At 30.1% G+C, this 15934-nt stretch carries 16 protein-coding genes and 1 tRNA gene; 2 read left to right on the top strand and 15 right to left on the bottom strand.

Annotated features, from left to right (window positions below; translation table 11 throughout):
* Positions 1 to 156 precede the first annotated feature (156 nt).
* From KDK92_RS13640 to KDK92_RS13595, 10 genes are all read right to left on the bottom strand, one after another.
* The gene (locus KDK92_RS13640) at positions 157 to 2721 is read right to left on the bottom strand and encodes a P-type ATPase actuator domain-containing protein (RefSeq protein WP_250859862.1); all 2565 of its coding nucleotides are present in this window, start codon (positions 2719 to 2721) and stop codon (positions 157 to 159) included.
* Between the two features lie 155 nt (positions 2722 to 2876).
* Complete coding sequence (locus KDK92_RS13635; RefSeq protein ID WP_250859861.1) at positions 2877 to 3920, bottom strand: WG repeat-containing protein; 1044 nt, start codon at positions 3918 to 3920, stop codon at positions 2877 to 2879.
* A gap of 168 nt (positions 3921 to 4088) precedes the next feature.
* The gene (locus KDK92_RS13630; protein WP_250859860.1) at positions 4089 to 6242 is read right to left on the bottom strand and encodes a TcaA NTF2-like domain-containing protein; all 2154 of its coding nucleotides are present in this window, start codon (positions 6240 to 6242) and stop codon (positions 4089 to 4091) included.
* Positions 6236 to 7120, bottom strand: a complete 885-nt coding sequence (locus KDK92_RS13625) for a RimK family alpha-L-glutamate ligase (RefSeq protein WP_250859859.1) — start codon at positions 7118 to 7120, stop codon at positions 6236 to 6238. Before KDK92_RS13625 ends, KDK92_RS13630 begins: the two co-directional genes overlap by 7 nt.
* 7 nt (positions 7121 to 7127) lie before the next feature.
* On the bottom strand, positions 7128 to 7478 hold the full coding sequence (locus tag KDK92_RS13620; RefSeq protein ID WP_250859858.1) for a DUF6075 family protein: 351 nt from the start codon (positions 7476 to 7478) through the stop codon (positions 7128 to 7130).
* A 111-nt stretch (positions 7479 to 7589) separates the two neighbouring features.
* Positions 7590 to 8234: a YidC/Oxa1 family membrane protein insertase gene (locus KDK92_RS13615; RefSeq protein ID WP_250859857.1), complete on the bottom strand. Its 645-nt coding sequence runs from the start codon at positions 8232 to 8234 to the stop codon at positions 7590 to 7592.
* A 30-nt stretch (positions 8235 to 8264) separates the two neighbouring features.
* A complete protein-coding gene (locus KDK92_RS13610; protein WP_250859856.1) occupies positions 8265 to 8510 on the bottom strand; it encodes a hypothetical protein in 246 nt (81 codons plus the stop codon).
* 181 nt (positions 8511 to 8691) lie between these two features.
* Complete coding sequence (gene fbaA, locus KDK92_RS13605; RefSeq protein ID WP_250859855.1) at positions 8692 to 9717, bottom strand: class II fructose-bisphosphate aldolase; 1026 nt, start codon at positions 9715 to 9717, stop codon at positions 8692 to 8694.
* Between the two features lie 365 nt (positions 9718 to 10082).
* Positions 10083 to 10928 (bottom strand): aminoglycoside 6-adenylyltransferase, encoded by an 846-nt coding sequence (locus KDK92_RS13600; RefSeq protein WP_250859854.1) that lies wholly within the window; start codon positions 10926 to 10928, stop codon positions 10083 to 10085.
* Between the two features lie 30 nt (positions 10929 to 10958).
* On the bottom strand, positions 10959 to 11741 hold the full coding sequence (locus tag KDK92_RS13595; RefSeq protein ID WP_250859853.1) for a hypothetical protein: 783 nt from the start codon (positions 11739 to 11741) through the stop codon (positions 10959 to 10961).
* Between the two features lie 493 nt (positions 11742 to 12234).
* On the opposite strand from KDK92_RS13595, the gene KDK92_RS13590 reads away from it, so the two are divergent.
* Positions 12235 to 12813 carry a peptidoglycan recognition protein family protein gene (locus KDK92_RS13590; RefSeq protein WP_250859852.1) on the top strand — a complete coding sequence of 193 codons (579 nt, stop codon included), beginning with the start codon at positions 12235 to 12237 and terminating at the stop codon, positions 12811 to 12813.
* Positions 12814 to 12882: 69 nt separating this feature from the next.
* Here KDK92_RS13590 and KDK92_RS13585 read toward each other — a convergent pair whose 3' ends face one another.
* The 4 genes from KDK92_RS13585 to KDK92_RS13575 form a co-directional block, all read right to left on the bottom strand.
* On the bottom strand, positions 12883 to 13596 hold the full coding sequence (locus KDK92_RS13585) for a hypothetical protein (RefSeq protein WP_250859851.1): 714 nt from the start codon (positions 13594 to 13596) through the stop codon (positions 12883 to 12885).
* A 381-nt stretch (positions 13597 to 13977) separates the two neighbouring features.
* On the bottom strand, positions 13978 to 14127 hold the full coding sequence (locus tag KDK92_RS13580) for a hypothetical protein (protein WP_250859850.1): 150 nt from the start codon (positions 14125 to 14127) through the stop codon (positions 13978 to 13980).
* Positions 14128 to 14141: 14 nt separating this feature from the next.
* Positions 14142 to 14273, bottom strand: coding sequence for a hypothetical protein (locus KDK92_RS24580; protein WP_276575954.1), 132 nt, complete (start codon positions 14271 to 14273; stop codon positions 14142 to 14144).
* A gap of 149 nt (positions 14274 to 14422) precedes the next feature.
* Positions 14423 to 14659: a DUF6199 family natural product biosynthesis protein gene (locus KDK92_RS13575; protein WP_250859849.1), complete on the bottom strand. Its 237-nt coding sequence runs from the start codon at positions 14657 to 14659 to the stop codon at positions 14423 to 14425.
* 342 nt (positions 14660 to 15001) lie between these two features.
* On the opposite strand from KDK92_RS13575, the gene KDK92_RS13570 reads away from it, so the two are divergent.
* The gene (locus KDK92_RS13570; protein ID WP_250859848.1) at positions 15002 to 15637 is read left to right on the top strand and encodes a chloramphenicol acetyltransferase; all 636 of its coding nucleotides are present in this window, start codon (positions 15002 to 15004) and stop codon (positions 15635 to 15637) included.
* A 63-nt stretch (positions 15638 to 15700) separates the two neighbouring features.
* Here the strand turns inward: KDK92_RS13570 and KDK92_RS13565 are convergent.
* Positions 15701 to 15797 (bottom strand) — tRNA-Sec (locus KDK92_RS13565).
* Positions 15798 to 15934 lie beyond the last annotated feature (137 nt).

Raw genomic sequence — 15934 nt, 5'->3', positions numbered from 1 at the left:
ATGTAATTTATTACTATAATATATGAGAGACTTTTGTGGTATATTCTAGCTACCTATTAATTTCTTATTTGAAAACTTATTTTATTCAAGAAATTCAAAAGGGATAGAACATTATATAAGATATAAACAAAACTTTGAAATACTATCTGAATCTCCTTATTTCTTAATACTCATCTTAATAATAATATTTATAATTGCGAAAACAACCAAAGTTATTATAGTAACTACCCCTATTTCCATATTATTAAGAGCTATCCCTAATACTTTCTTCCCACTTTCAAGTGCAAAGAAACTTAAAACAACCATCCCCTCTAATAAAAACATGAGCAGATAGTTAAAATTCTTTAACAAATCCGAAAGATTTATAAACATGAATAGACTAAGCATAGCAAATATCAACAATATCACAGTCATAGAATCACTAGCACTGATATCCCCTTGCCATTCACCTAACATTGATAATCCACTAGTTAATGCGCATATAATGACACTTCCAAAAAGATAATATCCCCTTATACCTTTATCAACTTTTGGTTTCTTATTCACATTGCTGGCAACATTTATCACAATAATTCCATTCATCATTAAAATAATATTACTTATTACAGCCGTCAAATAAGTAAACTGAAACCCATTAATAGCATTTATAAAACACCAAGATAAAATAAATGATAAAACGAAAGTTATCATTTTCTCATATAAAAAGAATTTTTCTATTAATTTATACCCGTGTCCCATAACCTTCATCAAACTCTTAATATTGCCCTTTGATATATACACATCGCTGGATTTTTTAAGTATCTCACTTACATCCTCTCCAAAAGCAACTTTTAGATTACTTCTAAAAAGATAAGAAATATCTCTTAGCTTACTTCCTATACCGAGTATATTCCTTCCCATATTACTCAATATTTTAGTAAACTCTTCTTTATGATAAGAATTAATCTGAGAATAAACACTACATGTATTCAACAATTTTCTAAGTTCACTCTCTGAAAGACACTCAAGTTCAAGTCCCGAAATAGCTGTAACGCCTTCATCCACTAGTCCTAGTTCTCTACCTATTGTTGTGGCTGCTATTTTATTTTCATCACATTTCAAAACTACCTTAACTTCGTTTTTCTTAAGAACCTCTAGAGATTCGAATGCTTCTGTATCTATACTTTCCTTCATACCCCACATTCCAACAAAAACCATGTTACTCTCAACATTCTCATCCTCAGAAGGAAGATAATTATAATTTCTATATGCAACTCCTAGAATCCTACACCCGCTATGTGCTAATTTATATGATGCTTTTTTAATTTTTTCAAGATCTTCATTTGTCATTGGAACTTCCATTCCATCCATATACCAAGAAGTACTTCGTTCTAAAAGTTTATCTAATGCACCTATAGATGCAGCTCTATATACCTTTTTATCAACTTTACTAACTACTGTTTTTATATTTCTTTCTTTATCAAATGGAATTGTTAATACCTCTTTATTTTTACTTTTTAAGTTCAGAGCTCTCATATCTATATTAAAAATAAACCTAAGAAGAGAGTACTCAAGCTTAATCCCCTTTGACTTCTTATGATATTCCTCTTCCTCGAAATAGGTACAGCAACTTGAAGAAATTTCATTAATTCTCTCAAATTTTTTCTGTCTATCTTTATCTCTTTCAATCTGTGTAACTGAAAGATATTCATCATTTGTATATACTGCTCCTACATAATAATATGGATTGGATAACATATCATACTTGTCCATTATTATTGTATCCATATCCTTCATAGCATAAAATGAATTAGTATTATTAACTTCTATGCCATCTGCTTTAAGTTTTAGAATACTTCTATAGATAAATGCTATATATAAAATTGCAAGAAATGAGATGTTTGAAATAAATATATATTGTAACATGCTTTCAACAATGTTATTCTCATTACCTGTAAGATATCTCAACAATGAAAATACACCACTCATAACTAATGACACTAACATAATAATATTCAAACTTTTCTTTATACTATATTCATTTTCTTCATTCTCATCTTTAAAGAATACTGACTTCACAAGTTTTCCAATTTCAGATTCCATTCCAGTTGCAATAACAACTCCTAAACCTTCTCCTTTACTAACAACAGTTGACCTAAAAACCATATTCTTCATATGTGTCAAGGGAGGGTTCTTATCATCAATCTTTTCAATAAATTTTTCAGTAGGATAGTTTTCTCCAGTAACTGCTAGTTCATTAATAAATAAAGATTTAGCCTGTATCAATCTCATATCTGCCGGTACAAAACTACCTTTTGTTAGAATCACTATATCCCCAACTACAAGCTCTCCAATAGAAACCTTTTTTTTCACACCACTTCTTATTACAATTGCAGAACTATTATTTAAGTTTGCTAGTTGCTTCTTTAACTTAAATTTCTCCTTATCCTTACCAAGAAACATGACCATAAACAAAATAAATAAACCAAAAAAATATAATGCCAAAGAATAATTACTTCCAAAAAAACTAAGTGCTATCAGAATAAGCAATGATAAAGCCCATGGAGACAATACCATTCCAGTGATTCCATTTAAAAAACTATTATTTTTCGGATAATAAATATAATTATCTCCATGAACATCTTCTCGAAGATTAATTTCACTATCAGTTAATCCATGAATTTCATCTGCATTAAGTTCATCTAAAACTTTTTTCCACGATAAATTAAAATAATTTTTCATATCATTCTCCTATCATTAAAGACATACCTAAAACTTCTTAGATATATATCTTCAATAAATTTCTTACGTATTTAATTTTTTCACCCTACATTCTCTTTTTTTATCACAATTTATATCTTTATTTTATCATATCATAATGATATTTTATAATATAATCAAAATACATAGTAAGGTAATTCGCATTTTTCAGCCCCTCTAAAAATCTCATATCCATCTCTGTTAATGAACCCATCCTTACCCCCTTTAAGGGTTCTTGCAATATTTTCTGAAAAAGCTTCAACCCCATCATAAACTGGCTCAATTACAATGTTACCCTTTTTATTTACAAACCCCCATTTACCATTTAAATTGATAGGCGCTAATCCATTTTTAAACTCTCCAACGCCCTGGAACCATCTATCACTGATGTATTTAAAATTTTTATCAACATAATTCCATTTACCCTCAACACATACTCCTGCGTATCCTTCTCTAAACCGCTTCCCAAAATCGAATTTGTAAGCTGTGGCAAATTCCCCATCACTATTCAAATATGCAGCTTTACCATCAAATGTATGAACTGCAAATCCCTCACTAAATCCATAATCTCCATTATAGAAAGCATTTTCCTCCAAAGATGGTTTCAAAATCACCTCTCCATTTTTATCGATTATTCCCCACTTTTCTTTATAGTTAACAAATGCTTTACCCTCTTTAAAATCACATGCGTCATCATACACCCCTTTTACAATTACTTCTCCATCACTATTAATAAATCCAATTTTCTCATTTTTTTCGAATAATGCCCTTTCGCAATTAATCTCTCCAAGGTAATCATATGATGGAACTACAATATATCTTCCTTTTTTATCAATTACTCCCCACCCTCGTTGTTCCTCTACAACAGCCTTTCCATTAGAAAAATCAAATGCTGTTTCGAATATACATGGTATAACTCTGTTATAATCCTTATCTATATATCCACATCCCACACCATCTCTAATAAGAGCCATACTATCATAAAAGGAATACACCTCTAAAAGATTTATGTCAATTTCTTTTTCACCCTTTTCATCGAAAAAACTCCAAACTCCACCTTTATAAGTTAACATCTTACCTTCTCTCTGGGGTCTAATTCTATCAAAATACACATTCTTTATAATTTTACCCTTACTATCAATAATCCCAAACTTTGAGCCCTCTTTAAAGAAATGTAACATTACAAATCACCTCTTAAATCTTATCTCTTTAATATAATTCTATTAATAATGAAAGGGATTAATTACAGGAATAACCTAAAAGCTCACACTAACCGTGTGAGCTTTTTATATTGTTAATTATCTTTCTAAATATTAAGCATTTTAAAATAAATAACTAGTTTATTTTAACTAAAAGGCTGGATCCTTAAAATACTCAGAAACAAGGTAATCATCGCCACTCTTCTTTATAATATAAATCCAATGATATTCCCAATTATTCACTACCGCTCCTTTTGTCTCATGAATTACTTCATGAGCCCAAACATAGTAAGAATCCTTACCTTCTCTTACATCTTTAATATCCATCACATTAAATTTTTGTTTAATACCCACATATTCAGGCTTTTCCTTATATGTTTTAGTAATATTATATACTTTACTTCCTTTTACTATATAATTAAATACATTTTTATCATTAGTGTTTACGTAATTAATCCAACTATTATTAAATCCAGTATATGCATTCTCTATTTCCTGGGCAATTTCTCCACTTAATCTAGTAGAATTGTTCACATCTGAATATTTGTAAGAGTGTTCTGTGCTAAAAGAACTGTTTGGATAATTGTTTATAGAACTGTCATTATTATTTGTACCATGATTATAACGACCACTCTCTAATTTCCACTCTTCTCCAACTTTCACCGCAGTGTATATCCAATCATAATCAAGACTTTTCTTGTTACCACCTTGTGTCTCTTCGATTTTTTCATTGAAATAAATATCTACCTTTGAATCAGTAATCATCTTATATTCAGTAACTTCTATTCCAATTAAAATTTGAGATTTCCCCTTAATATTATAATTAGTAAGATCTTTGTACAGCTGACCATCACTAATCAAGAAATCTAAATAATCATTGCTTGCAGTGTTAACATGATCTACCCATGCATTATCAAAATTTTCTATCAAAGTGCTGAAATACTCTAATTGCTCCTGCTTATCAGTATCAGTACCTTTTCCACCATCTTGATCACCAGAGTTAGTACCATCTCCATCTGTTACTGGTGGTTTTGTACTCTTCTTGTCTATTACCAATTTCTTAACTGCAAAACCTCCTGCAATCAATATAATAATAAGAACTATGCAAACAATTATCTTCTTCTTAATTTCATCTCCAGATTCTTCTTCATATTCAAAATCATCATCTTTAGCTCTTTTGATATGGTATTTATCATTGAATACGCTAGTTTTTTGCTTTTTATCATCATCATCATCATCATAACTTGAAGCTGCTATCTCTCTCAACGCTAATTTTTCATCATAATCAAGATCAGTAGCGGAGTGTTTACTTGTTACTTCTCTAAAATCCTCTTCTGCTTCTTTCAATATGTCTATCTCAATTTCTTTATTCTCATATTTAAACTTATTTCCACCCATAACTTCTTCATAATATTTTTCGTTATTTTCTTGGAAATCTAAGGGTTCTTTTTTATCAATGTTCAAATCATTTATCTTTATCTTATCTGCTTCATTCCCCGTGTTGTTTATACTATATTGAATAGTCAAAACAGGTGTAGCATCACTTAACTTCTTATATTCTCTAGTTCTTGAAAATTTCAATATTTCAACTACTCTATCAACTATGTATTGATCAAGATTAAGAGCGTTTGTTATATTTCCCAATTGACTCTTTCTTGCATTGAGGAATATATTCACTATCTCTTTAATGCTCATCTCTGATTCCTCATCAAAGTCGTTAACCTTAATTATTGTTCTGATACATAGCTCAATGTTTTTTGTTGCAATAAGAACAATTTTATCATTCATAAGCTCAATATTGCTTATCCATTTTGTAAACAGATGTCCTATTCCAAAGGTAGTTCCTATTGGGGCAAATAATGTTAGAGGAACCATTCTCCCTCTATTAATATTAACAAGTTCCTGAATAATTAAGAACTCTAACTCATCCTCAGCAAGATTTTCTAGTGCAAGTTCACTTATCATCAAATTGTATGGCTTTTTCAATCCAACTGCAAAAACCTCTTCATATTCACTCTCAAAACTTCTTATAATAGGCTCTTCTATATCAAAGTATTCACAGACACTTCTAACAATGGAATGAACTTCTGGTGCTTCTCCAACCTCTATTTCACTACTTTTCTTTATGAAGCTACTATATTTGACCAATGATAAAAGGGTTATAAGAACTATCACTCCTCCAAACACTAGAGCTCCAATAGGTAAGAAGTACCCTATAACAACAGTAAGCACAACCATAATAAATATAGGCAGAAAAATATTTATGAATCCACCTTTACTTGGTACCTTTTTAAAGTTTAACAATTTATTCCATCTCCCTTCTTTTTAGTTTTCATACTATTACTTATATATTTCATTATCTCATTTGGTATGCTAACATCCGTACATTTCCAAACAGTAATAAATCCCGCATTACCATTTATCTCACATATTAATTCTCCATTTTTACCTAGTAATATATCAACTCCCGCTATTTCAAGACCTAAAGCTTTAGTTCCTTCAATTGCAAGTTCCTCCATACCCTTACTTATTGAAATTTTTTCAGCATTTCCTCCCAATGAAAAATTGGACCTAAAATCTCCATTGGAACTTCTTTTGATAGCTGCTACAACTCTATCTCCTATAACATGAACTCTTATATCTTCCCCACTGCTCTCTTCAATATATTCCTGACATATAAAGAATTCACTCTTTTCTTTTTCAAGTAAGCTATCAATATCTTGTTGATTATAAATAAGATAAATGCCTTCTCCTTTTGAGCCTATGGGAGTTTTCATAACAAACGGAACCCCAATCATCTCCTTAATATATCCAAAAATCACATCACTCCTTCTCACCTTTAACGTCTTTGGAGTAGGAATTTTATTTTTGGAAAGGATTGCATGAGTCTTCCATTTATCCATAGAAAGTTCCATAGCAGATGGTTTATTGAACACTCTTGAACCACAATATTGTAGAGCCTGTCCTAAATCAATATCATAGCATCTCATGAGGACAAAATCTGGCACTTGTACAATCGCTCCTTCGTAAAAAACACTTATATCATCGTGTGCTATAATGTTAAATTTCTCTAGAAATTTAATCTCTATATTAAGATTAAATTTTTTTCCCTCTTCAATCATCCATTCAAAAGCATTCTCTTTATTCTTTAGTGCCTCATGATAAATAATCCATCCTGTCATATTGCAATTAACTCTTTATGAATCTTATTTTCAAAGCATTTACAGCTACCGTGAAAGCGTCATCATCAAATCTTCTAAACAAATCTATCAATGAATAATTATCAGGATTATGCCCGTTATATAAGCTGAACGCAATATATAATAATTTAGACATTGCTGGATGCAACTCTAACTCATCTATCTCTACAAATCTAGGAAAATCCGCTTCAAAATCATACAGCTGTTCTCTAATTTTATACAATTCATCACAGCTAGAAATAATATATATGTATGCCTTTCTTTCTGTATCATAATCTGGTGTCTTAGCTAATTCAATTAAATTATTAAATCTCTCTTCATGTATATGGTTTAAAAACATTTCTTTTCCTCCAGTACCGTTTTAGTAAATTATATCATAAATCAACATTTATATAAATATAATAACAAATACTCTCAACTAAAAAAAGCACGGTTTGCCGTGCTTTTGCTTTTAACTCTTTATCATTTTCTTTTTATAAATAATGCTCGCGATAATCTCCTCAACAACTGTTGTTATTCCACCTATAATGAAATATATTCCTAATGCAACTGGTGCTTTAATTGTTATCATAATACCGAATATTGCACTTATCATAGCCTGTTTCCCATTAAATGTTCTATTCAATAATACCTTCATATATTTGATATTACACAATATGCTAGGCATTGAAAGTACAATTACATATATAAGAGGTATTATAAGCATTTTATCTGGAGATGAGATACTCTCAACCCATGGTACAATAACACTTCCTATTTCTGTAGGGATAGCTTTAATCACACTAAACATAGCCATTAATATTGGCATCTGTATAACTAAGCCCATGCACCCTGCCATACTCGCCTTCATTTCTTGCTGATATTTCGCCATCTCTTCATTTAATCGGTTCTTATCATCAGCATATTTTTTCTTAATTTCATTTATCTTATCATTAAGTTGCCCCTGATTCCTCATAGAGAGCTTCTGTTTCACTGAAAGAGGCATTATTAACCCTCTTATTACAACTGTTAATATAATTATTGCAATGCCCCAATCACCTGTTATGTTAAATATTAATTCTAATAATAATCTTAGTGGTTCTAATATGATATTCATCTTCTCATCCTTCCATGATTAAAGTATTTTTTAGAATATCATTGAACCTCTCCATCTCACTATATATCGCCATATATCGTATTTCTCAAATATTATGTAATTCTCTACTACAAGATTCTTGCTATAACGCTCATTTCTTAATAGTATTCTATTTAATATATAGTTTCCTACTCGTTTATTCAGTTTTTTTATTGTGTTGATAACTAGCACAAATGAACTTAGCATAAATGTTATTACTAAGAGCGTATTTATCAACCATATATAATCAATTTTCATTAATCTTACCTCTTAATCCAGTTTTAGATACCTCATGGTTATATATTACCATTTTCCTTTATATTTGTATATGTTTTATTGAAAACAACGCAAAAAAATCCTACTATGTGCTAATCATAGTAGGATTTAGGATGAACAACACCTGAAAATTTTCAAATGTTGTAAACTGTCAGTTTAAAATTTATTTATTATAAAGAGTTTTTCCAGTTGATCTTAGCATATCACATGCTTGCATGATTCTTGCTGCCATTCCAGCTTGAGCTTTCTTAAGGTATGCTCTTGGGTCATATACCTTCTTGTTTCCAACTTCGCCTTCGATTTTTAGAACTCCATCATAGTTCTTCATTATATGATCAACAACTGGTCTTGTAAATGCATATTGTGTATCAGTATCAATGTTCATTTTAATAACACCATACTCTAATGATTCGTGAATTTCTTCTAATGTAGAACCAGAACCACCGTGGAATACTAATAAGTAGCTCTTATCTTCTCCATATTTTGCTTTAAGAGAATCTTGTCCTACTTTAAGAACCGCTGGCTTTAACTTAACATTTCCTGGCTTATAAACACCGTGAACATTACCGAACGTAGCGGCTAGCATAAATTCTCCTTGATCTGCCAGAGCTTCTTGGAACATTTCCATATCTTCTGGAGTTGTGTATAATTTGTCTTTTGAAACATGCTCGTTATTAACACCATCTTCTTCTCCACCAACAACACCAGCTTCAACTTCTAAGATGATTTCATTCTCAGCACATAATGCCATAAGTTCTTTAGCAATTTTTACGTTCTCTTCCATTGGAATATCTGATCCATCAAACATGTGACTGTTAAATAGATTTGGTAATCCATGAGCTCTTCTCTTTCTAGTTTCTTCTATAAGAGGCTTTAAGAAAGTGTCTACGTTTGCAGCAGTACAGTGATCTGTGTGTAAAGCAACATTAATTTCATATTTTTCAGCCATAAGGTGAACATGGTTAGCTAATGTGATAGCTCCTACAATACTATCTTGTAACATACCTGATGCATGCTTAGCTCCACCCATTGATACTTGAATTATACCATCAGATTTAGCTTTAGCTAATCCTTCAAGAACAGCATTTGCTGTTTCGATTGATGATACATTAACTGCAGTATAAGCGTATTTACCTTCCTGAGCTTTTCTTAACATTTCTTTATAACCTTCATAATTTACTACTGGCATATTATCACTCCTCAGTTCATATGTATATATTAAATTTATTGATTTCTTTACTTCCCTAATGCAATAATAACTTTTTATTAATACTAAGTCAATAGTTTTGGGGTAATTTTATCCCATGGGGTTAAATTTGTCCCGCATCTTGTAAAACAAATGGATAATGATGGATGATTCTCACTAGCGCGAGAATCTGCATTTTATTGTTTCTTAGTACAATAAGGTTTTACTCATTTTATCTGCGATAAAATATTGTAGTTAAACTACAACGTTCCATGAATATGAAACGAGTAAAACCCTATTGTTCATAACCAATTAAATAAAGGTTCTGACCTCAGTCAGAACCTTCCTTCATTATCAATTCTCCATTATCAATTATCTTTTAAGTCTTTTCTTATCTTTTTTAAAAACTCAGTAACATTCACATCATATTCCATAGGATACTCGTAACCAAGTTCATCAGCTACTCTTGTGCCTATTTTTCTTATGAACTTTCCAGCCAAAAACAACTTTTCCCAAATCTCTTCATAATCATTAGATGAATACAGCGTTGTAAACTCTTTATACTCCTCTTCATCCATGAAGTTTTTAAACCATTTACCTGCGGTTCCTGTATTAACTGACCAATTGTGTCTTATTCCAATGTCCCATGAGATTAATGATTTTATACTATCCATAAAATATTTATCATAAGCATTTCTAGCATAAGGAAGTTCATCTCTCCATATACCTTTAGCCACATATGGTTGCATCCACCATGATTCATTGAGCATTTTTTCAAAAGTTTCCTTGTCAGGCTTCTGAATAATGTATGTACTATCGTTAGGTGCTGGTATTTCCGGTGCTACATTATCTTTATCTAGTAACCACAAACTTAAAGAATCTTCTTTTGCCGATTCATCAATTTCATCCACACTCACAAAACTTAGATCTATTCTGAAATCGTCAAATTGCATTAAGAATATATAAGCCGCACCTTCATCAAAGTCATTCTGTTGAACAATCACTGGTTCTCCAAATCTCTTAATCCATTCCCTATTATTTTTAAACTTAAGACTTTCTAAATGCTCAACAAAAAATACCACATCATAATCCTGCATTATATCCACTGGTGCATTGGAATTTACCCTTGATCCATTCATCATAACTGCCTTTACCGATTCTTCACTTTGAGCAAATTCAAGTATTAGATTAATTACTTTATCCTTAACTACCATTGTGTAAACCTCCCCTTAATAATTACTGTTCTATAAATTGTATTTTTCTCTTACTTCATTCACTAATCTATAAAATAACTCTTTTGAATCTTTAGTATTTCTTCTTATATCTTCAAAATTCTTAACTTGATAAAATTTTTCAAACTCCTTTATTACATTATCAGACATATGATGTGATATATGTATCATATGAATATAAAAATACTCCGGAGTATATATTAATCTATTTAGTTCCACTATTGGATCTGCAACATATTTCAAATAATACATGAATGCCTCGGGATAATTACCTCTTTCAACGTACTTAATTACTCTACAATGCTGCTTATATCTCCCTTCAAGTACCCTTAACCTCTCTATTATTACTTCCTTTTCAATTCTATCTTCTCTTTTTACTTCCTCATAAGATACAACATTTCCTCTATCAAAAATCACCTTAGCAGCTTCAAGCACATCCCCCTTGCAGAAAGTTGAGCATTCTTTATCCCTGCTGTGACTTTGCACACAAAAATCAACTAACAAATACTGACTTGTATCCTTTATATGATACATTTTCTGTCTTAATTTCTCATCATGTTGTCTATCCTCATAATTCAAGTCTAGTTCCCCTATACTAGATAGTACCACTTCAACCTGATTAAATACCTCTTCTTCATGTCCATCTTCAACATCAACAACCATATCAATATCCGAATATTCATCTTCACAATTAAGCGGATCTGAACCTTCAAGCCATAATGCATTCACGTACATATTTTCTTCCAAATTCTTATGTATGGTATCTATTATTCTCTCTCTTGTAAGATTCCCCATTATCTCTCCCCCTTAAATACTATTTCTTAATGAAAATTTTTCTACTAACCTTACTTTATAATACCCTTAAAACGCACTGGTATATGTTACTAATTATATCACTTTACACTGGTAATATATAGGTATAGAATAGTTATCTATAATGTTCACTTATTATTAGGATGTACAAAGCTTATTTCAAATACAAATAACAAAAATACCCTAAAAGAAGAAAGTAGTTCAATTAAAGAACCTACAGTTCTAGGGTTGGCTTTTAAAGCTTAAAGTAAATTATTCTTCCGCTGAAGAGCAAACAGCTTGTATAGAAGAAGTTGCAGTATCAGTACAAGAATTATATGCTATGACCAAGAAATTATCAGAATCTGTTGATTTATTCAAATTTTAATTTAATAGTTAAAGCAGTAAGGAAACTTTTCCTTACTGCTTTTTTTCATATTTCTCTTGTCTAAAGCATATCTTTAAATATCAAAAATTAAGTTTGGAAGAATTTTAAATGAAAATCATATCTAAACCATATATAATTCTTAGAAGAGATTGGAACGCAAGAAACCCAACAGATAAAATGAATTATTTATCAAAGATTAATTATCTGGTGATTCATCACACTACCTTTAATGGTGATAATAAGATAGGTGAATATGCAAAAGAAGCGGTACTAGATATTCAGAAATATCATATGTCTAAAAAATATGATAATCAGGGAAATCTCATAAAAAACAAGTGGGCAGATATTGGTTATCATTACCTAATATCAATGGATGGTCAGATATTTCAAGGAAGAGATATAAACTTCCAAGGAGCTCATGCATATGGGCTAAATGATAAATCCATAGGAATAGCTCTCTTAGGTAACTTTTCTCATAAAGAGCTATATCCTTCTCAGATGAGAAGCCTAGTACATTTGTTAGCTTTGTTAAAACAAAAATATTCCACTCCATCTACTAATATAATTGGACATAGAGATGTAATAAATCTTAATCCTGATGGAACAATAACAGAATGTCCTGGTATAGCTCTGTATTCTCAGTTATCCATGATTAGATCATCTGTTGAAAATCTTTTAAGCTCATGAAGGATTTTGATATTCTACTTTAAATTGGAATCATGTTATAATTTCTAAGTTAAAGAATAATTAATATTTCTATTCTTGTAAGTTTATTTCTATATTAGATTTAAATATAGGAATATTTTTAAATTCATATTTTTTTGATACTATATCTTTAACCATTTCCACAAACCAGTCACATGCAAAAGGGCTAATAATAATTTTCTCTACTAATTCATTAAAGTTTATTTTAACTTTTTTATTAGTATCTTTTTCATCTGTAGCAATTATTGCCCTTACTTCTTTTTCATAATGAAAGTAATTTTCTTTATAAACAAAGAAATTATTCCTACTAAAACCATCAGGTGTAGTTATTCTTGGAGAGGTTAATTCTTTAATGTGAATTTGATCATGCTTAATATATGTAACTTCACATATTGCTGCATTTGAATACTCTAAAGCTTTCTTGAATTTTTCTAATGTAGTTACAATCGCCAATCCATTCTTCCCACCATATATTTTCCATAACCCATAAGATTCTTCTTCAAATACATTCCAGCAGCTAATGAAAGTCTTTTGTTTATCTCTATTAAATACTTTTAGAGCTTCATCATAACCCTCTTTTTGTTCTTGTGTATAACTTTTGAAGTAACATTTAGGTATTTCCCCTTCTAGAGCATCTTCAAACTTATCTGCTCTTGCAAAAAATAACTCTTCATAGTGTATAAAATTCATAAACTTTATAAAATCCATGTATCTACATATTTTTTTATCCAATGATAAAGATAGATAATCCCCTTCTTTGTGCATTTGTTCCTTCTCCTTGATAATTCTATAATCTTAACATGATTATTCTTTACAAGATTTCGTAATATTATTTTTATACCATTTTCCATTGAACCATATGTACAATATATTCAAATTAATATCATGATTATCAAGTGGAATAATTATAATTTGTACATGGTTATAAAATATACTAACTTGATTAGATAAACTCCTATTTTATCTTGTTTTACATTGAGTTTTCTGAATAATACCTTTCAATCATATTAAGAGTAAATTCATATAGTTTCTTTCTGAAATTCACTTTAACTACGATTATATAGTAATTATTCTATTTTCTTTACCGAGTAATACAAAGATATTATACTATATTGAACTATTCCTCTGCTGCACAAAACGGCAATATTATTCATTATATTTCATTTTTATCCTTTTAATTTCAACCAGCATTGTTTCTTTATCAGCATTATTTAAAACTAATACCTCTAAATCCATAAGACCTTGTAAAACCTCTTTACTCACCTTATCCTCAAAGTTTAACTCTTTAATCATCATAAATTTAATCCTCCCTATATTTTAAATAACATCCACTTACAAGTCTCAATCTCATAGTTTGTTGTAACTCTGAACCTCACTGGTGCAGGTATCCCTTCCTTAACAAACCAACAAACAACTTCTTTAAGCCATGCTACAACTTTCATATATGATTACTTCACAAACATATGTTTGCATACGTATATTATAGCACACTTTTAACAAATTTATTCCATTAAATAAAAAAAAAATCTATCGTCATAATTGACACTAGATTTTATAATTACCTATTTCATACCAATATATATACTTTCTATCATTTAAATAAACCCATAAACATATTTTCTTTTGTAAGTATGCACCATATTGTTACAAGTAGCAGTATAACTCCACATATTTTAGTAGTTGCTAATCCAAAATCACTTGGCTCTACATTCTTATATCTGGAAGACTTGGACATCATCTCTGTTTTAGAAACCATTAATACACTCAATATCAAAAATGGAGAGTTTATTATTGAATATCCTATTATCGAAATTATATAATCAATCATTTTCTTTCCTCCTATTTCTCATTGCTTGTATATTTATATTTGATATGATATCACACCTTATGAGTAAAAAATATCAAAATTTGTAATTCTTCTATGCTCCTTTAACATATTATTTCAAAAAAACAAAAATAACTTGATATTAGTGCCACTTAATAAATCACGTAATACGTAATAATTGTAGTTTGTCAAAGTAAAACTCTACCCTAAAAGCCTAACTAGATCGAATATATACATTGTATTGAAATTAATGTTATAATTAGCACATAAGTAAACTATAGTTATTAATCACTAGTATTATATTGCATAGTTTATTATATAATTTTCATGGAGAGTGATTTAAAGTTGAGACTTGTTGATATAGAAAACTGGAAGAGAAAAAGCCATTATAATTATTTTAAACAGTTGGATTATCCCCATTTTAATGTTTGTGGAAATCTTGATATTACAAAATTTTATAAATATATTAAAGAAAAAGAACAGCCATTTTTTATATCCATGTTATATGCTGCTACAAAAACAGCAAATAGCATAAAAGAATTTAGATATAGAATTAGAAAGAATGAGGTAGTTGAACACGAAAATGTAAGTCCTTCTTTTACAGTAATGTCTGAAGATGAAGTGTTTGGTTTTTGCGCAGTAAAATTTATGGATGAATTTAATATTTTTAAGGCTAATACTTCAAAAGAGATAGAAAAAACAAAAAATAATATACTCTTAGATGATAAAGCAGGTCGTGATGACCTTATATTTTTCACCAGTATTCCTTGGGTTTCATTTACTAGTGTAACTCACCCTATGCATATGAGTCCGGTGGACAGTATCCCAAGAATAGCATGGGGAAAATACTTTGAGGAAAATGGAAGAATAAAGTTACCACTATCTGTTCAGGTGCATCACGCACTTATTGATGGTGTACATGTTGGAAAATACTTTAACGCACTTCAAGAAATGATAGACCAGCCTTCAACGTTTTTATAAATCAAAACAAAAAGAGAGTTCTGTAATCAAATTACAGAACTCTCTAATGCGTTGTTAAATCTGTGGCGGGAGTATGTGAGAATCGAACTCACCCACGACGCTCTTAACGCCGCAACATGGTTTTGAAGACCAGCAGACACACCAGCATCTATCTACCCCCATATGTTATGTTTTCCCTCAACTGCCTTTTGATTATAGCATATTTACTTTTTTGGTGTCAAGACATATTTTTATAATTCGACAGGACATAATGTTTTTCTACTCTATAAGGGACGTTTTATGTTTGTTTTTTTAATA

Origin of the sequence: Oceanirhabdus seepicola (genome assembly GCF_023684385.1) — a bacterium.
In the GTDB taxonomy this organism is placed as follows: Bacteria; Bacillota; Clostridia; order Clostridiales; family Clostridiaceae; genus Oceanirhabdus; species Oceanirhabdus seepicola.
Note: the sequence above shows the minus strand (reverse complement) of the source record. Positions and strands in the feature narration are given on the sequence as shown.